This is a genomic window from Aestuariibacter sp. A3R04, from assembly GCF_018860805.1.
In the GTDB taxonomy this organism is placed as follows: Bacteria; Pseudomonadota; Gammaproteobacteria; order Enterobacterales; family Alteromonadaceae; genus Alteromonas.
Window position 1 is genome coordinate 1 of record NZ_JAHKQR010000016.1, and the last position, 19,141, is coordinate 19,141.

General features: G+C 47.7%; 15 protein-coding genes. 2 read left to right on the forward strand and 13 right to left on the reverse strand.

Annotation, left to right across the window (positions count from 1 at the left end; all coding sequences use genetic code 11):
• From KO518_RS17000 to KO518_RS17060, 13 genes are all read right to left on the reverse strand, one after another.
• Positions 1-272, reverse strand: a 272-nt coding sequence (locus KO518_RS17000) for a GTP-binding protein (RefSeq protein WP_252736070.1), incomplete at its 3' end; no start/stop codon positions are given.
• A 63-nt stretch (positions 273-335) separates the two neighbouring features.
• Positions 336-2,432 carry an elongation factor G gene (fusA, locus tag KO518_RS17005; protein ID WP_216027063.1) on the reverse strand — a complete coding sequence of 699 codons (2,097 nt, stop codon included), beginning with the start codon at positions 2,430-2,432 and terminating at the stop codon, positions 336-338.
• 25 nt (positions 2,433-2,457) lie between these two features.
• Positions 2,458-2,928, reverse strand: coding sequence for a 30S ribosomal protein S7 (rpsG, locus tag KO518_RS17010; protein WP_216027064.1), 471 nt, complete (start codon positions 2,926-2,928; stop codon positions 2,458-2,460).
• Positions 2,929-3,005: 77 nt separating this feature from the next.
• Positions 3,006-3,380: a 30S ribosomal protein S12 gene (gene rpsL, locus KO518_RS17015; protein WP_070123207.1), complete on the reverse strand. Its 375-nt coding sequence runs from the start codon at positions 3,378-3,380 to the stop codon at positions 3,006-3,008.
• A 294-nt stretch (positions 3,381-3,674) separates the two neighbouring features.
• Entirely contained in the window at positions 3,675-7,856 is a 4,182-nt protein-coding gene (gene rpoC / locus KO518_RS17020; protein ID WP_216027065.1) for a DNA-directed RNA polymerase subunit beta', read from the reverse strand.
• A gap of 75 nt (positions 7,857-7,931) precedes the next feature.
• Positions 7,932-11,960, reverse strand: coding sequence for a DNA-directed RNA polymerase subunit beta (rpoB, locus tag KO518_RS17025; RefSeq protein WP_216027066.1), 4,029 nt, complete (start codon positions 11,958-11,960; stop codon positions 7,932-7,934).
• A 279-nt stretch (positions 11,961-12,239) separates the two neighbouring features.
• Positions 12,240-12,617 (reverse strand): 50S ribosomal protein L7/L12, encoded by a 378-nt coding sequence (gene rplL, locus KO518_RS17030; RefSeq protein WP_015068303.1) that lies wholly within the window; start codon positions 12,615-12,617, stop codon positions 12,240-12,242.
• A 57-nt stretch (positions 12,618-12,674) separates the two neighbouring features.
• The gene (gene rplJ, locus KO518_RS17035; protein ID WP_216027067.1) at positions 12,675-13,193 is read right to left on the reverse strand and encodes a 50S ribosomal protein L10; all 519 of its coding nucleotides are present in this window, start codon (positions 13,191-13,193) and stop codon (positions 12,675-12,677) included.
• A gap of 313 nt (positions 13,194-13,506) precedes the next feature.
• Positions 13,507-14,202, reverse strand: coding sequence for a 50S ribosomal protein L1 (gene rplA, locus KO518_RS17040; RefSeq protein ID WP_216027068.1), 696 nt, complete (start codon positions 14,200-14,202; stop codon positions 13,507-13,509).
• A gap of 4 nt (positions 14,203-14,206) precedes the next feature.
• A complete protein-coding gene (gene rplK, locus KO518_RS17045; RefSeq protein WP_169211502.1) occupies positions 14,207-14,635 on the reverse strand; it encodes a 50S ribosomal protein L11 in 429 nt (142 codons plus the stop codon).
• A 267-nt stretch (positions 14,636-14,902) separates the two neighbouring features.
• Positions 14,903-15,802, reverse strand: coding sequence for a DUF1838 family protein (locus KO518_RS17050; RefSeq protein ID WP_216027069.1), 900 nt, complete (start codon positions 15,800-15,802; stop codon positions 14,903-14,905).
• Positions 15,803-15,925: 123 nt separating this feature from the next.
• Positions 15,926-16,342: a PaaI family thioesterase gene (locus KO518_RS17055; RefSeq protein ID WP_371742353.1), complete on the reverse strand. Its 417-nt coding sequence runs from the start codon at positions 16,340-16,342 to the stop codon at positions 15,926-15,928.
• Positions 16,339-17,133 (reverse strand): enoyl-CoA hydratase/isomerase family protein, encoded by a 795-nt coding sequence (locus KO518_RS17060; RefSeq protein WP_216027070.1) that lies wholly within the window; start codon positions 17,131-17,133, stop codon positions 16,339-16,341. Before KO518_RS17060 ends, KO518_RS17055 begins: the two co-directional genes overlap by 4 nt.
• A gap of 206 nt (positions 17,134-17,339) precedes the next feature.
• On the opposite strand from KO518_RS17060, the gene KO518_RS17065 reads away from it, so the two are divergent.
• Complete coding sequence (locus KO518_RS17065; protein WP_216027071.1) at positions 17,340-18,641, forward strand: 3-isopropylmalate dehydratase large subunit; 1,302 nt, start codon at positions 17,340-17,342, stop codon at positions 18,639-18,641.
• Positions 18,642-19,136: a 3-isopropylmalate dehydratase small subunit gene (gene leuD, locus KO518_RS17070; protein ID WP_216027072.1), complete on the forward strand. Its 495-nt coding sequence runs from the start codon at positions 18,642-18,644 to the stop codon at positions 19,134-19,136.
• Positions 19,137-19,141: the final 5 nt, after the last annotated feature.

A 19,141-nucleotide genomic window follows, 5' to 3' on the forward strand; every position in this document is an offset into this window, starting at 1 on the left:
TTTTTAACGTAGTCAGCGTGCCCAGGACAGTCTACGTGCGCATAGTGGCGAGTAGGCGTGTCATATTCAACGTGTGAAGTGGAGATGGTGATACCACGTGCTTTTTCTTCAGGTGCATTATCGATTTGATCGAATGCCTGAGCTGAACCACCGTAAGTCTTTGCAAGAACAGTAGTGATTGCTGCAGTCAGAGTGGTTTTACCGTGGTCAACGTGGCCGATTGTACCCACGTTTACGTGGGGTTTCGTACGTTCAAACTTTTCTTTTGCCATTTTTCTCGTTTCCTAAGTTAAAAGTCCGACCCAAGACAGACCGGACCGAACCTTCATTAAGATTTAATTTCTAGATTCGATAATTGCTTTAGCAACATTGCTAGGCGCTTCAGAATAATTGAAGAACTCCATAGAGTATGACGCGCGACCTTGCGTTTGTGAACGCAAATCAGTGGCATACCCAAACATTTCTGAAAGTGGTACCTTCGCGCGTACTAGTTTTACGCCCGCTACACCGTCTTCCATACCTTCGATCATGCCGCGACGACGATTGAGATCGCCAACAACATCACCCATCCAATCTTCCGGAGTTGTCACTTCAACTTTCATAGTGGGTTCGAGCAATACCGGATTTGCCTCAGCACACCCTTTCTTGAACCCCATAGAGCCGGCGATTTTAAACGCCATTTCAGAAGAGTCAACATCATGGTATGAACCATCAAACAGCGTAACCTTTACATCTAACACCGGATACCCTGCAAGCACACCATTTTGCAGCTGTTCCTGAATTCCTTTGTCCACCGCGGGAATGAACTCTTTAGGTACTACACCGCCAACGATTTCGTTTACAAATTCGTAGCCTGCACCTTCTTCCTGCGGTTCTATCTTCAACCAGACATGGCCAAACTGGCCGCGACCACCTGATTGTCTGACGAACTTACCTTCCGCTTCAACCGTTTTGCGAATGGTTTCTCGGTAGGCTACCTGCGGCTTACCAACATTACACTCTACTTTAAACTCGCGCTTCATACGATCGACGATAATATCCAGGTGCAGTTCGCCCATACCTGAGATAATGGTCTGACCGGATTCGTCATCAGTGTGTACTTTGAATGACGGATCTTCCGCAGCCAATTTACCCAACGCCAACGCCATTTTTTCCTGATCAGCCTGAGATTTAGGTTCAACCGCAATAGAAATAACCGGGTCGGGAAATTCCATGCGCTCTAGTGTAATAACATGATTAGGATCACACAAGGTATCACCGGTGGTCACATCTTTTAGTCCGATAGCGGCCGCAATATCACCCGCGCGAACTTCTTTCAATTCTTCGCGATCTTTCGCATGCATCTGTACTATTCGACCAAATCGCTCCCGCTTGCTCTTCACTGGGTTGAATACAGTATCCCCCGTATTCACCACACCTGAATAACAACGGAAAAACGTGAGAGTGCCCACGAACGGGTCGGTGGCAATTTTAAATGCCAGCGCCGAGAACGGCTCGTTATCGTCTGCGTGTCTTTCGCCTTCTGTTTCATCTTCCAGTACCCCTTCAATTGCAGGTACGTCAACGGGAGAAGGCAAATATTCAATAACCGCATCCAATACTGCCTGAACACCTTTATTTTTAAAGGCACTACCACAGGCAGCTAATACAATTTCATTATTTAGAACACGGGTACGCAGTGCTTCGCGGATTTCCGCTTCGGACAGGTCTTCACCTTCCAGGTACTTTTCCATGAGCACTTCTGATGCTTCAGCAGCTGCTTCTATCATTTCAGTGCGGTAGCGTTCTGCCTTGTCCACAAGTTCTGCAGGAATGTCTTCATAGGTAAAGGTCATACCCATGTCTTCTGCATTCCAGTTTATGGCTTTCATCTTGATTAAATCGATGACACCACGGAATTCTTCTTCTGCACCGATGTTCAATTGAATCGGTACACAGTTTGCGCCCAAGCGCTTACGGATTTGTGCAATAACACGTTCAAAGTCGGCACCGGCACGGTCCATCTTATTGACGAAAACCATGCGCGGTACGCGATATTTGTCAGCCTGTCGCCAGACTGTCTCTGATTGAGGCTCTACGCCTGAAGACCCACAGAACACCACTACCGCACCATCAAGTACACGCAACGACCGTTCAACTTCTATTGTGAAATCTACGTGTCCCGGCGTATCAATGATATTGATACGATGTTGGTCATACTGTTGTTGCATACCCGACCAGAAACAGGTGGTCGCAGCAGAAGTAATCGTGATACCACGCTCCTGTTCCTGCTCCATCCAGTCCATGGTGGCTGCACCATCATGTACTTCACCGATTTTATGGGAAAGCCCTGTGTAAAACAGGACGCGCTCAGTAGTGGTGGTTTTACCCGCGTCTACGTGAGCGACAATACCAATATTACGATAACGTTCAATTGGGGTCTTACGAGGCATACATCTCTCTCAGTTTATTCGTTGCTTACCAACGATAGTGTGCGAACGCTTTGTTCGCTTCGGCCATACGGTGAACGTCTTCACGTTTCTTAACCGCAGAACCTTTGTTGTCTGCTGCATCTAACATTTCAGCTGCAAGGCGTTGTGCCATGGATTTTTCGCCACGTTTACGTGCCGCTTCAACCAACCAACGCATACCTAACGCGTTACGACGAACAGGACGAACTTCTACAGGTACCTGGTAAGTAGAACCACCTACACGGCGTGATTTAACTTCCACTGTAGGACGAATGTTGTCCAGTGCATCTTCGAACACGTCTAAGTGTGCTTTGCCGGTTTTTTCAGCAACAATATCAAGCGCACCGTAAACAATCTTTTCAGCAACTGATTTCTTGCCGTCGAGCATTACGACATTCATGAATTTAGCAAGCAGTTGTGAACCAAATTTTGGTTCAGGTAGGATTTTACGTTGACCTACGACTCTTCTTCTTGGCATTTTACAATTCTCCGTATGAATTCAGGGAAATCCCAAAACTCTAATTACTTCAGTTTGGCCTTACTAACGGAGAACCGTTAAGATTTTGGCCGTTTTGCGCCGTACTTAGAACGGGCTTGACGACGATCGTTAACGCCTGCGCAGTCCAAAGTACCGCGAACTGTGTGATAACGAACACCTGGTAAGTCTTTAACACGACCACCACGGATGAGAACAACACTGTGTTCCTGAAGGTTGTGGCCTTCACCACCGATGTATGAAGAAACTTCAAAACCGTTTGTTAAACGAACACGGCACACTTTACGTAGTGCTGAGTTTGGTTTCTTAGGCGTAGTAGTATATACACGTGTACATACACCACGTCTTTGTGGGCAAGCTTGCAGTGCAGCTACGTTGCTTTTCGCAACTGGCTGACGGCGTGGCTTACGCACTAACTGGTTAACTGTTGCCATTAACTAGCTCCTGGTTATAAACAATAAAAACCCGTTACCATGGACGGGTCTGCTTTGCGGCACTATGTGATTACCGGTTTTGCAAAAAGACGCTCTATCTTTTTCCTACACCAATAAAAACCGCGACCTTTGTTGGTTAGCCGCAATATTGCGGTTTATCCCAAATTCGGGTCGCGGAATTCTAATGATCTCATAAGCCAGTGTCAAGGTGTACAAAGGATAACCACATGATTATTCCTTGATCGCCACCAAAACACAGACAGATGACCGTAATCTGTCATCTGTCTGATTCACTTACTCGTCTGTTGTGCTGTCGTTGCCAACTTCCGCATTCAACGCTTCAGTTAACGCTTGCTCTGCTTCTGCAGCGGAAACAGACATTTCTTCGATATCTTCTGCACGTTTCTGCATACGACGCTCGTGGTACGCAAAACCTGTGCCTGCAGGGATAAGTCGACCAACAATAACGTTCTCTTTCAGACCGCGCAGATCGTCTTCTTTGCCCTGTACCGCAGCTTCGGTTAGCACGCGGGTTGTTTCCTGGAAAGATGCCGCTGAGATAAATGACTCTGTAGACAGTGACGCCTTGGTAATACCCAACAGCTGTGTTTCATACAGTGCTGGTAACTTACCGGCTTTTTCCATTTCACGGTTAGCAATCTTAACGTGAGCAACCTCAACCTGTTCGCCTTCGAGGAACTGGGTATCACCTGGAGCTGTAATAATACACTTACGCAACATCTGGCGAATGACTACTTCGATGTGCTTATCGTTAATTTTTACACCTTGCAGACGATATACTTCCTGCACTTCGTTCACGATGTAGTTAGACACCGCACTGATGCCGCGCAGACGCAGAATATCGTGTGGTGACTCAGGACCATCGGCAATGACTTCACCGCGCTCAACATGTTCACCTTCGAACACGTTCAACTGGCGCCACTTGGGAATCATCTCTTCATAAGCTTCGCCGCCGTCAGTTGGTGTGATAACCAAGCGCTTCTTACCTTTGGTTTCTTTACCAAAGCCAATAGAACCAGAGATCTCAGCCAAAATAGCAGGCTCTTTGGGCTTACGCGCTTCGAACAAGTCAGCTACGCGTGGCAGACCACCCGTGATGTCACGTGTTTTCGAGCTCTCCTGCGGGATACGTGCTAACACGTCACCGGCGTGAGCAAGCTTTCCATCGGCCGCTTCAATGGTGGTGAAGCTCGGTAAACGAATTTCTTGTAAGCCGGTTTCTTCGCTTTCAAGAATCAACTTAGGCTCTTTTGCGTTCACTTTCGCGAGGTCTTTCACCACGATACGGGTCAGACCAGTCAGTTCGTCCTGCTGCATCTCGGTGTTAGTGTCATCGATGTCTGCAAAAGAAATCTTCGACGGACGCTCAACGATAATGGGGTGACTGTGCGGATCCCAGTTTGCTACGATTTCGCCAGCTTCTACTGCTGCACCATCGTCTACAGACAGAATCGCGCCATAAGGCACTTTATAGCGTTCTTTCTCGCGACCATGGCTGTCGATCACTGTCAGTTCAGTTGAACGAGACACGATTACCACTTTGTCATCAGTGTTGCGAACAAACTTCGCATTGTGCATCTTCAGGCTACCCGCCGTCTTCACCTGTACGCTGTTTTCAGCAGAGGCTCTTGATGCCGCACCACCGATGTGGAATGTACGCATGGTCAGCTGTGTACCTGGCTCACCAATGGACTGTGCAGCGATAACACCGACAGATTCACCTTTTGCAACCATGTGGCCACGTGCAAGATCACGACCGTAACAGTTCGCGCACACACCAAAGTCATTGTCACAAGTGATAACGGAACGAACCATCACCTGATCGACCGAGTTAGCTTCAAGCATATCTACCAGCGCTTCGTCCAGCAGTGTGTTACGCTCGACCAGAACTTCATCGGTGCCTGGCTTAATAACGTCTTCAGCAACAACACGACCCAGTACACGTTCACGCAATGGCTCAACGACGTCTCCACCTTCAATCAGGGGTGACATTTTAACGCCTTCGAACGTACCACAATCATCGTTAGTGATAACCAAATCCTGGGCAACATCTACAAGACGACGAGTCAAATAACCGGAGTTCGCTGTTTTCAGAGCCGTATCGGCCAAACCTTTACGCGCTCCGTGAGTCGAAATGAAGTACTGAAGTACGTTCAGACCTTCACGGAAGTTTGCGGTAATTGGCGTTTCGATAATTGAGCCGTCTGGTTTTGCCATCAGACCACGCATACCCGCCAACTGACGAATCTGAGCAGCACTACCACGGGCTCCGGAGTCCGCCATCATATAAACTGAGTTAAATGATTGCTGTTCTTCCTGTTCGCCATCGCGGTTGATAACCGTGTCAGTTTTCAGGTTATCCATCATGGCCTTGGCAACTTTTTCGTTAGCGTTTGACCAAATATCAATAACTTTGTTGTAACGTTCACCGGCGGTAACAAGACCGTTCTGGAACTGTTCCTGAATCTCGATAACCTCAGCTTCCGCCCCTTCGATGATGTCTTTCTTAGCATCGGGGATAACCATGTCGTCGATACCGACCGACGCACCCGCGATCATCGCGTAGTGGAAACCGGTGTACATGATTTGGTCAGCTGCAATTACTGTGTCTTTCAGACCTAACGTACGGTAACAAGCATTCAACAAACGTGAAATTTGCTTCTTGCCCATAGGTTGGTTGATGATTTCAAACGGCAAGCCTTTTGGCAAAATCAATGAGAAAATTGCACGTCCGACCGTTGTCTCAGTTAACGTAACTTTTTCAGTCTTGGTGCCGTCTTCAGCAACATCGTATTCAGTAATACGCACTTTCACGCGGGCGTGCAGTTCTGCTGCGTCGGTTCGGTACGCTTTCTCAGCTTCGTGCGGGCTGGTAAATACCATGCCTTCACCTTTGCCGTTAACTTTATCCCGAGTTAGGTAGTAAAGACCTAATACAACGTCCTGTGAAGGTACGATGATAGGTTCACCGTTTGCAGGTGACAAGATATTGTTCGTTGACATCATCAATGCACGGGCTTCAAGCTGTGCTTCAATGGTCAAAGGAACGTGAACCGCCATTTGGTCACCGTCGAAGTCAGCGTTGTACGCCGCACACACCAACGGGTGCAATTGAATAGCTTTACCTTCAATCAGGGTAGGTTCGAACGCCTGGATACCCAATCTGTGCAGTGTTGGTGCACGGTTGAGTAATACTGGGTGCTCGCGAATGACTTCGTCAAGAACGTCCCATACTTCTGGCGCCTCGCGTTCTACCAATTTTTTGGCAGCTTTAATGGTAGTGGCTAAACCACGACCTTCCAGTTTGCCGTAAATAAATGGCTTAAACAGCTCAAGAGCCATCTTCTTCGGCAGACCACACTGGTGCAACCGCAGAGTAGGACCAACGGTAATAACCGAACGGCCGGAGTAATCCACACGCTTACCAAGCAAGTTCTGACGGAAACGACCTTGCTTACCTTTGATCATATCTGCCAAAGATTTCAAAGGACGTTTGTTAGAACCGGTAATCGCACGACCGCGACGACCGTTATCCAGCAAGGCATCAACCGCTTCCTGAAGCATGCGTTTTTCGTTGCGTACGATGATATCTGGCGCAGCCAGGTCCAACAGCCGCTTCAAACGGTTGTTACGGTTGATAACACGGCGATATAAATCGTTGAGGTCAGAAGTCGCAAAACGGCCACCGTCCAATGGAACCAAAGGACGCAAATCCGGTGGCAGAACGGGCAGTACAGTCATGATCATCCACTCTGGCTTGTTGCCAGATTGCTGGAACGATTCAAGCAACTTCAAACGCTTAGTGATTTTCTTACGCTTAGTTTCAGAGTTAATGGAAGGCAACTCTTCACGCATAGCTGCAACATCTGCATCCACGTCGAGTACTTTCAGCAAATCGAAAACGGCTTCAGCACCCATTTTCGCCTCGAACTCGTCGCCGTGCTCTTCAAGTGCATCCAGGTACTCTTCTTCACTCAGAAGTTGACTGCGCTCGAGGGTAGTCATACCAGGCTCGGTAACTACGTAAGATTCAAAGTACAATACGCGCTCGATGTCGCGCAATGTCATATCTAACATCAAACCGATACGTGACGGCAAAGATTTTAAGAACCAAATGTGCGCAACTGGACTTGCCAGCTCGATGTGACCCATACGCTCGCGACGTACTTTAGTCAGCGTTACTTCAACGCCACATTTTTCGCAGATAACACCTCTGTGCTTCAGACGCTTGTATTTACCGCAAAGACATTCGTAATCTTTTACAGGTCCAAAAATACGCGCACAGAACAATCCGTCACGCTCTGGTTTGAACGTGCGGTAGTTAATGGTTTCAGGCTTCTTCACTTCACCAAATGACCATGAACGAATCATGTCAGGTGATGATAGACCAATTCGAATATTATCGAACTCTTCGGTCTTGTTTTGTTGCTTTAGAAACTTTAATAAGTCTTTCACATTACTCTCCCGGCGGAGTCAGTCTCTATAGCCCGGCGAACCGGGCCATCAAATCATACTATGGCAATTGCCGTATTACTTTTCTTCCAGCTCGATGTTGATACCGAGTGAACGAATCTCTTTGAGCAATACGTTGAAGGATTCAGGCATACCTGGCTCCATTCTGTGATCGCCATCAACGATGTTTTTGTACATTTTGGTACGGCCGTTAACGTCATCAGACTTAACCGTAAGCATTTCCTGCAAGGTATAGGCTGCACCGTATGCTTCGAGGGCCCACACTTCCATCTCACCGAAGCGCTGACCACCGAACTGTGCTTTACCGCCCAGAGGCTGCTGTGTTACCAAGCTGTAAGAACCGGTTGAACGCGCGTGCATCTTGTCGTCAACCAAGTGGTTCAGTTTCAGCATGTACATGTAACCTACAGTAACCGGACGTTCAAATTCGCGACCAGTACGGCCGTCGAACAAGGTAATTTGTCCGCTTTCTGGCAGGTCAGCCAGTTTCAACATCGCTTTAATTTCTGCTTCTTTCGCACCAGAAAATACTGGTGTCGCAACAGGAACACCTTTGCGCAGGTTATCAGCAAGACGCAACACTTCATCGTCAGTGAAGTTGTCAATATCAACTTCCTGGTGGTTTTCACCGAGTGTGTACACCTCTTTGAGGAAACCACGTAGCTTGGCCAGTTCTTCCTGCTCTTTGAGCATCTTGTCGATTTTCACGCCCAATCCGTGAGCCGCCATACCCAGATGGGTCTCAAGGATCTGACCGATGTTCATCCGCGACGGTACGCCCAGTGGGTTCAATACGATGTCTACCGGCGTGCCGTTTTCATCGTAAGGCATATCTTCGACAGGGATAACCGTTGAGATAACACCTTTGTTACCGTGACGACCAGCCATCTTGTCACCCGGTTGGATGTGACGTTTAACCGCGAGATAAACTTTAACGATTTTCAGTACGCCCGGCGCAAGGTCATCACCCTGGGTGATCTTACGACGCTTGTTCTCAAACTTCTTATCGAAATCAGATTTAATTTCGATGTGCTGTTCAGCAATTTGGTCAAGCTCGTTTTGCGCGTCTTCGTTAGTCAGTGGAATTTCCAACCACTTTTCACGAGGCATGCTTTCCAGCTTGGCTTCATCGACACCAGCGTTTATCAGCAAGTTACGAGCACGGGCAAAGATACCATCTGCAAGAATATTGAATTCATCAGACAGGTCTTTCTTAACCTGACGTAACTGCATGTCTTCAATTTCCAGTGCGCGCTTGTCTTTCTCAACGCCGTCGCGGGTAAATACCTGGACGTCGATAACGGTACCGTGAACAGAGTTCGGCACACGCAGTGAGGTATCTTTAACGTCAGACGCTTTTTCACCGAAAATTGCACGTAACAGTTTTTCTTCTGGTGTTAGCTGTGTTTCGCCTTTTGGCGTTACTTTACCAACCAGAATGTCGCCGCCTTTTACTTCCGCACCGATGTAAACAACACCAGATTCATCCAGTTTGCCTAATGCAGCTTCACCAACATTTGGGATGTCAGAAGAAATTTCTTCTGGCCCAAGCTTGGTATCACGAGCAATACAGCTTAATTCCTGAATGTGAATAGTCGTGAAACGGTCTTCCTGAGCAACGCGTTCTGAAATCAGAATCGAGTCTTCGAAGTTATAACCATTCCAAGGCATGAACGCGATACGCATGTTTTGACCAAGGGCCAGCTCACCCAGGTCAGTAGACGGTCCGTCAGCCAACACGTCGCCGGTAACAATAGGATCACCAACGTTACAGGTAGGCCTTTGATTGATACAGGTGTTCTGGTTAGAACGGGTGTATTTCGTCAGGTTATAAATGTCGATACCCGCTTCACCAGGTAGCATTTCATCGTCGTTCACTTTGATAACAATGCGACTGGCATCGACGTAATCCACCGTACCACCGCGTTTGGCAACCACAGTTACACCAGAGTCAACCGCAACGGTTTTCTCCATACCTGTACCTACCAGCGGCTTGTCTGCACGCAAAGTGGGTACTGCCTGACGTTGCATGTTTGCACCCATCAATGCTCGGTTGGCGTCATCGTGTTCCAGGAACGGGATGATGCTGGCAGCAACTGAAACGATCTGCTGAGGCGACACATCCATATATCTAATTTCTTCCTTCGGCATCAGCGTGGTCTCACCACGGTGACGTGAAGGGATCAAGTCATCGACCAACGCACCATTTTCGTCAACCGCCACATTTGCCTGTGCGATTTTGAATTGGCCTTCTTCGATGGCTGACAAATAATCGATTTCATCGGTAATAATACCGTCTTCAATACGACGGAACGGCGTTTCCAGGAAACCAAAATCATTGGTACGTGCAAAACTTGCCAACGAGTTGATCAAACCGATGTTTGGACCTTCCGGTGTTTCGATTGGACACAAACGTCCGTAGTGCGTCGGATGTACGTCTCGCACTTCGAAGCCAGCTCGTTCTCGGGTTAAACCACCCGGACCTAATGCTGAAATACGACGCTTGTGCGTCACTTCTGACAGCGGGTTGTTTTGGTCCATGAACTGAGACAGCTGTGAAGAACCAAAGAACTCCTTAACTGCTGCAGAAATTGGCTTGGCGTTGATCAAATCCTGTGGCATTACGTTGTCGAGGTCACCCAGAGACAAACGCTCTTTAACTGCACGTTCTACACGTACCAGACCCACGCGGAATTGGTTTTCAGCCATTTCGCCCACTGAGCGAATACGGCGGTTGCCCAAGTGATCGATATCATCGACTTCATCCTTACCATCACGGATAAGAATAAGTTGCTTCATAACCGAAACGATGTCGTCTTTGTCAAGAGTACCTGAACCAACGAGTTCTTCACGGCCTAAGCGACGGTTGAACTTCATACGGCCAACAGATGACAAATCGTAACGTTCGTCAGAGAAGAACAAGTTGTCGAACAGGGTTTCGGCAGCGTCTTTTGTCGGTGGCTCACCAGGACGCATCATGCGATAAATTTCGACCAGTGCTTCCAGACGGTTTGTTGAACTGTCAATTCTCAGCGTATCAGAAATATAAGAACCGTGATCAAGTTCATTGATATACAGTGTTTCAAACTCTTTAACGCCAGCCTGGCTGAGTTCAGCCATCAACTCCAGGGTCACTTCATCGTTTGCGTTAACGATAACCTCGCCAGTGTCTTCATTCACGTAAGTGCGCGCGAAAACACGACCAACCATATATTCCGCTGGTACTTCAAGTTCAGTGACGCCGGCTTTTTCCAGAGCACGAGTGTGACGTGCAGATACACGGCGACCCGTTTCAACGATAACTTCACCTTCGTTGTCTTTTATATCGAACTGAGCAGTTTCGCCGCGCAGACGATCGGGTACCACTTCCATCAGAAGCTTATTGTCTTCAATTCGAATTCGTACCTTGTCAAAGAACAAATCCAGGATTTCTTCTGTTGTCATTTCAAGCGCGCGTAAGATTATCGTTGCAGGCAACTTACGACGACGGTCAATACGAACAAACAGGTTATCCTTAGGATCGAACTCAAAGTCTAACCACGAACCACGGTAAGGAATAACGCGGGCGTTATACAACACTTTACCTGATGAGTGGGTTTTGCCTTTGTCGTGATCAAAGAATACACCAGGGGAACGGTGTAACTGAGATACGATAACACGCTCTGTTCCGTTGATGACGAACGTACCGTTCTCTGTCATCAATGGAATTTCACCCATGTACACTTCTTGTTCTTTAATGTCTTTTACAGTACCAGGTGCAGCATCTTTATCGTACAGAACCAGACGCAGTTTTACTCTTAACGGAGCTGAATAGGTTACACCGCGAATTTGACATTCTTTAACGTCAAACACGGGCTCGCCCAGGCGATAGCTGACGTATTGCAGCTCAGAGCTGCCTGAGTAGCTTTTAATTGGAAACACAGAACGGAAAGCAGCTTCTAAACCGTATTGACCGTCTGCATCGATCTCAATAAATTTTTTGAAAGAATCTAGCTGAATTGAAAGGAGGTATGGAATTTCCAATACCTGTGGGTGTTTGCCAAAATCCTTACGGATACGTTTCTTTTCGCTATAAGAGTAAACCATGGGTTCCTCAGCCTGCTGATTTTTGACCCAACCTGCTGTCTGAACTAATCAAACAACAAACTTCCACGACCCTTTTTCGGGGTAATTACTTAGCATACACCAAAATTCAACCATATATTAGTTAACATGTTGGTTTTATGCTTTTTTATTTTTCCCGATGTGCTTTTTGGAGTAGTACAGTAAAGGGTTAAAAACTGTACACCCTACAGCGCAAAAAGGCTGGTGGTCAATATTAACCACCAGCCTTGCCGTTTAAGGCAGGTAATCTGAACAAACAGATTACTTGATTTCTACTTCTGCACCAGCTTCTTCAAGCTCTTTCTTCAGTGCTTCAGCTTCATCTTTAGATACGCCTTCTTTGATAGCTTTAGGAGCAGATTCAACTACTTCTTTAGCTTCTTTCAGGCCAAGGCCAGTTGCGCCACGTACCGCTTTGATAACAGCAACTTTGTTGCCACCGAATGAAGTCATTACAACGTCAAATTCAGTTTTCTCTTCTGCAGCAGCAGCGTCACCGCCAGCAGCTGGGCCAGCAACTGCAACAGCAGCTGCAGCAGAAACGTTGAATTTTTCTTCAGCTGCTTCGATCAGTTCAACCAGTTCCATTACTGGCATTTCAGCGATCGCGTTTAAAATATCTTCTTTAGTCAGAGCCATGTTCTCTAAACTCCTGGGATTAAAATGTTAAAAAAATCAATATGCCAAAGACGCCAATTATTTGGTGTCTTTGACCGCCGCCAATACACGCACAAACTTGCCAGGAACTTCGTTGATTGTTTGAACGAATTTCCCAACTGGTGCTTTGAAGGTCGCAAGCAATTTCGCAAGCGCTTCGTCGCGGGTAGGCAGAGCTGCTACTGCATCCAGTTTTTCTGGACCAAGTAAGCCGCTACCAATTGAAAGAGCAGTAACTTTCAGCTTATCATTAGTCTTACCGAAGTCTTTGAAAAGACGTGCTGCACCGCCAGGTGCATCGATAGAGAAACCATAGATAAGCGGGCCAGTTAAGGCGCTATCCAAGTCTGCAAATTTGCTGTCTGCCAATGCACGCTTAGCCAGAGTATTACGTACAACTTTCAGGTATACGCCTTGCTCACGAGCTTTAACGCGCAGGTCAGTCAGTTCTGCAACTTCCATCCCACGGTATTCAGCAACGGCTACGGATAGAGCGCGAGACGCAACTTCAGAAACTTCTGCTACGATCTCTTTTTTTGCTGCTAAACCTAGTGCCACTGAGTTCACCTCATAAAATCTGATGTTTGTTCCGGTTGCCCTTCCCATTCATCAGTGTTCACAGATTGATACATCCACGGTGTGGTTGTACCGCTCTACGGTGTTCGTTATCCCAGAGAGTCTGAGTCGAAACCACCGTCTGCGCAGGCTGTGTTTTTAAGCCAAACGTTTTTGCAAAAGCTCTCTTAATTCTTTTGCCGTTTAGCGCCTGCGGTCTTGGACGGGAGCTATTAATATTCGCTTTTGGCGATATTCAACAGCTCCAACCCATAACCTTAAGAGACAGATGGGCTTATGCCACCTGAGAAAAGTCTTACAGACCTACAGTACCTTTATCAACAGATACGCCAGCGCCCATAGTGGTGCTCAAGCTGACTTTCTTGATGTAAGTACCTTTAGCTGAAGAAGGCTTCGCTTTCTTCAGTGCTTCGAGAAGCGCTTCCAGGTTTTCTTGGATCTGGTTAGCTTCAAAAGCAATCTTGCCAATGCTGGCGTGAATGATACCGTTCTTATCGTTGCGGTAGCGAACCTGACCAGCTTTAGCATTTTTAACTGCTGTAGCAACGTCTGGTGTAACAGTACCAGTCTTAGGGTTAGGCATCAGGCCACGAGGACCTAAGATTTGACCCAGTTGACCAACAACGCGCATTGCGTCTGGGCTGGCAACTACCACGTCAAAATTCATTTCGCCTTTCTTAACTTGCTCAGCTAAGTCTTCCATACCAACGATGTCAGCACCCGCTTCTTTAGCGGCTTCAGCGTTTGCACCCTGAGTGAACACTGCTACGCGAACTTCTTTACCAGTACCGTTTGGCAGTACGGTTGCACCGCGAACGTTTTGGTCAGATTTCTTAGCATCGATACCCAGGTTGATAGCAACGTCTACACTTTCTGCGAACTTAGCAGTAGCCAGTTCTTTTAACAGAGCAACAGCTTCGTTGATATCGTAATCTTTAGTCGCGTCTACTTTCTCGCGGATCAGGCGAGCGCGTTTGGTTAATTTTGCCATTCGATTAGTCCTCTACGTTCAAGCCCATTGAGCGAGCAGAACCCGCGATAGTGCGAACTGCTGCATCCAGATCAGCTGCAGTTAGATCCGGCTCTTTAGTTTTGGCAATTTCTTCCAATTGAGCGCGAGTCACTTTACCCACTTTTTCAGTGTTAGGACGACCAGAACCACTCTTGATGCCAGCAGCCTTTTTAAGCAGGTAAGACGCAGGAGGAGTCTTCGTTTCGAATGTGAAAGAGCGGTCTTCGTATACCGTAATTTCTACTGGTACCGGAGCGCCTTTCTCAAGACTTTCAGTTTTTGCGTTGAAAGCCTTACAGAATTCCATGATGTTAACACCGTGCTGACCTAGTGCAGGACCAACAGGTGGAGACGGGTTAGCAGCACCAGCTGCAACCTGTAGCTTAATTAAGCCAGTTACTTTTTTAGCCATGTTAATGCTCTCGTTTTTGGGTCTAACGCCTCGCAAATACCCGAGAATATTTGCTCTAACGGCTTCCCATTGTGTTTCAAAAGGGCGCGTAATGTACAACAATTAATCTATTCACGCAAGCCTTGGTATAAAATAATTTGCTTAACTCTAGGGTACCTGTATCTCATAACGCAAAAGCCACTCATATGGCGGCTTTTGGGGTGTCACAAAACGCTGTTCTGTTTTCACACAGTAACACTGTGCCAGTGTACATTTATTTGAGCGGTACTAGTGGCCGCTTTTTTTAAACGGTGCGCCTTGAACGTCGTCTTTGTAAGTTGACCAACTCGTTTCATTTGCCCGTTCATCGTCAAGAGGCGGTGCGGTTTTATAGGCCGGTGCATGATTTTCTATGAACGCCTTCAGCACGGGGGACAAATCTTCATATGCCTCTTGTTTATAACCCGAAGCATGGAAGTAAATCATTCCCTCGCGGCCTGTCATCATCATCCACGGCAGCCAGTCTGACACCCTTATCCAGTCGACGTGCACGTGGGCAAAGTCTTCGTTCAGCAAGCTGTTAGTGTCTCCGGAAAACTCGAACATCTCCGTCGCGTGATATACACCACCGATCTGCTTTTGATAATCACCACCCAGCACATTGTGATAGAAAAGCGGGACGTCAAACATCAACGACCACAACGGGCCATCAACCTCGCCCATAAAGCGTTTTTTCCACGGAAAGGTAACTCCTTCTTCATTGCGTGGAAAACTTGGCCCTTGATTCACCGGGTCATTCGTCACGTGAACAACGTCCACTTTTTCACCGGAAAAGGGGTTTTCCCAGTTGTCCATAGGTTCGCCAGTCTTCGGATCTGTGTACAGCAATATCTCACGAGTGACAAGTTTGTAGGTTTTCCCCTTTACACCACCATCAATGGTGTCACAAGCTCTGGCGCTCATTCCTTCCACATTGAACAGATGCTTGTCTGCTTCTCCCATTCTGCGCGAATAGGCTTTGCCCTTCCATTGCCAGTAAGACACTTTGCCGTCTTCTGTGGAACACAGGATTTTGCGCATGGCCGCCGTATTGCCTTCTTCGGTATTCAAATTGATGCGGCTCGCGGCACCGGCACCCGCACTTGCCCCTGCCAGGAAGAGCGCGGTGAGTAGAGTTTTTATTTTCATTGTTATTCCTTAGAGGGAAAGCTAATAGCACAATTCAGTGTTGTCTTTTCTTCTTCTTTGCGCTTTGAGAATTGTCAAATTCCCGATACAACGGCGGTAAAGTCCAGCCTGATACAGCTTGCATTATCGACCGATAATTTTCCAGATCCCCGACCCTGTCATTACCGGACGCTGCTGCGTAAATAGTTGCCCGTGGGCAAAGATGACACTGCGCGTTTTGCGAACCATATTTCCCATGCCAATAACGATGTCACCTTTTTTTGCCGCTGCCAGAAATTGCGTGTTGAGATTAATGGTTGCAAATTGGATCTGGTGGCCGATATCGTCGCCAATTGCCCGATAGATGACGTAATCCATAAATGACAACAAAACACCGCCGTGTACCACGCCTTCCGGATTCAAATGATGATCTGCCATCATCACAGCCCGATGAATGGTGCCATCGTCATGGGTCTTCTCGTAAAACGGGCCAATATGGCAGGAAAACCCCGTGAGACCTTCAACGGGTAAAAATCCCCGGTCAATTAATGCTTCAGTCACGATTTTTTTCCTATTGTGCGCCCAAACGCCGGTGGTCGTTTTTCCAGAAATGCCTGTGCACCTTCAGCGAAATCAGGTTGCGAAAAGGCCGCGTCAAACAGCGCTTTGATCTCAGCTTCACTGTGGTGTGACGTTCCACACAACACATGAAGTGTTTTTTTCATTCCAGCCACCGAAAAAGGACTGACGTCAAGTATTTTTTCACTAAAGTTCGACACGCTGGTTTCAAGCATATCAGCGGATACTACATGGGTCAGTAACCCCCACTGACAAGCGGTATGAGCATCAATGGTTGCCCCCAGGAACAGCAGCTCTTTTGCCCTAGCCAGCCCCACGAGCGACACCAGCCGCTTTGTATCTTCGATACTGTATAGCAACCCCAGTTTTGACGGAGTAATAGCAAACTTACTGTGTTCTGCGGCAATGCGAAAGTCGCAACACATGGCAATGCCAAGGCCACCGCCAACACAAACACCATTAATAGCCGCAAGGGTTGCGAAGGGTAGGTTTTGCAATGCACGCTGTGCTTCCTGTACCACCTTGTTGTTATCCACAAGACGGCGTTCGTCACTTATAATATCGGAGAGTTCTGCGATGTCAGCTCCGGCACAGAAGGCTTTTTGCCCCGACGCTGAGACAATCAACAGCCGCGGGTGAATACTGCTCTCCAGCGTTTGGCAATGTGATGCGATTTGCTGCCACATAGTTTGGGTCAGTGCGTTGTGTTTTTCTGCTCTGTCTATGTGAATACGGGCCACCGCACCGTCTACTGTTAGCTTAACTGTTGACATTTATCAAAATCATCCCTGCTCACTTTCATAGTTTGTTGTATTCGCCGTGCCCTTTAAGCACCATAAAAACCACTAAAATGAACGTTGTTGGTTGGCTTACATCACTGAATTAAACAAATAACACCAGCAATCACATACTGACAAGCCTGTTGCGCTGACTTTTTGCCTTTAAGCAAATCGTGGGCACGTTAACAAAGGATAACAAGATGCTGCCATCGACGCCCTCACCACAAACCCTTTCGCAAAAAATTATTGCCAGGGCAAGTGGCAATGAATACGTCTCCCCTGGAGAAATAGTAACCTGTCAACTGGACATGGTACTGATGCATGACTCATCGGGCCCACGACGGATTAAATCCCGTCTTGAAGCACTTGGTGCAAAAGTGTGGGATCCATCAAAAGTGGTATTGGTGAGTGATCACTTTGTGCCAGCCACAGACCCGGAAAGTGCGGAAATCCTTGCCCTTACCCGACAATGGGCCCAAGACCAACACATTGGCCACTTTTATGATATGCAGGGGATCTGTCATGTCATGTTACCTCAACAAGGTCACCTTAAACCCGGTATGTTTCTTGTGGGAGGAGACTCACATTCTCCTACAGGCGGTGCATTTGGCACTTTCATGGTTGGTATAGGCGCTACGGAAATGACTGGCGTACTGGCCACTGGAGAAATATGGATAAAAGTACCAGAGACGATCCGCATAGACTGGGACGGGGTCCTTCCCGACGGATGTAGCGCCAAAGACATAATGCTATTTCTGTGCGCCAAACTGGGTATGAACAACAACTACAAGGTCATGGAATTTGGTGGCTCGACCATTCGCGCTATGTCCATGTACGAGCGCATGGTCATGTGCAATATGTCTGCCGAACTCGGCGGCAAAACCGGTATCATTGAAGCAGATACAACCACAACTCAGTGGATAACCGATACCGGAGCATCCGTCGACAATAGTCTGCTCAATTGGACAAGCGATACCAACTGTCACTACGAAGCCCGATACCGCTTCGATGCATCAGTACTGGTACCTCAGGTTGCTGCCCCACACAGCCCTGAAAACACGCACCCCGTTGACACATTTGCTCATATTCCGGTTCACCAGGCTTACATAGGTGCCTGTACCGGCGCAAAGTTATCTGATCTTCACATGGCGGCACGGGTTCTGAAAGGCAGAACCGTTTCAAAAGGTACCCGTCTGCTAATTGCTCCGGCATCGGTAAAAACAACCAACGCGGCGACAAAAGACGGCACGCTGGAAATACTAACAGATGCAGGCGCTATTATTCTGCCCACAGGATGCGGGGCCTGTGCCGGCATGGGTGCCGGTGCCATCGCAAACGGTGAAAATTGTATATCATCTACTTCCCGTAACTTTAAAGGCCGCATGGGGTCGCCCGACTCCAGTGTCTATCTTGGCTCTCCGTATACCGTTGCTGCATCAGCGGTGATGGGGAAAATTGCAGACCCCCGCCCACTTCTCACCCCCGGTACTCAGGAGATATAAATGACAGCATTATGCGGAAAAGCATGGGTGTACGGCGACAAAATAGATACTGATTTACTCGCGCCTGGTCCATACATGAAAGCACCACTGACCGAACTAGCGTCTCACTGTCTGGAAGCCATCGATAAGGACTTTGCCCATCAGGTGGCAAAAGGTGACGTGCTCGTGGCGGGCGACGCCTTTGGAATAGGATCGTCCCGGGAACAGGCTGCCCAGGTACTTGTAGAACTAGGTGTGTCAGCCGTGGTCGCAAAATCCTTTGCCAGAATATTCTATCGAAACGCCCTTAACCTGGGTTTACCCGTGCTCTTTTGCCCTGCCCTGGCGAACGTTGAAAAAGGTGACATAGTTAGTGTCGACCCCGTTTCAGGTAGTGTAGTAAATCAGACGAAAGCACAATCATTTCAATGTGAGCCCATTCCCGAAGAACTCATGAAAATTGTCAATGCAGGCGGTTTGATGCCGTTTTTGAAAGGGCGTTTTACACCGCAATAGGAGTC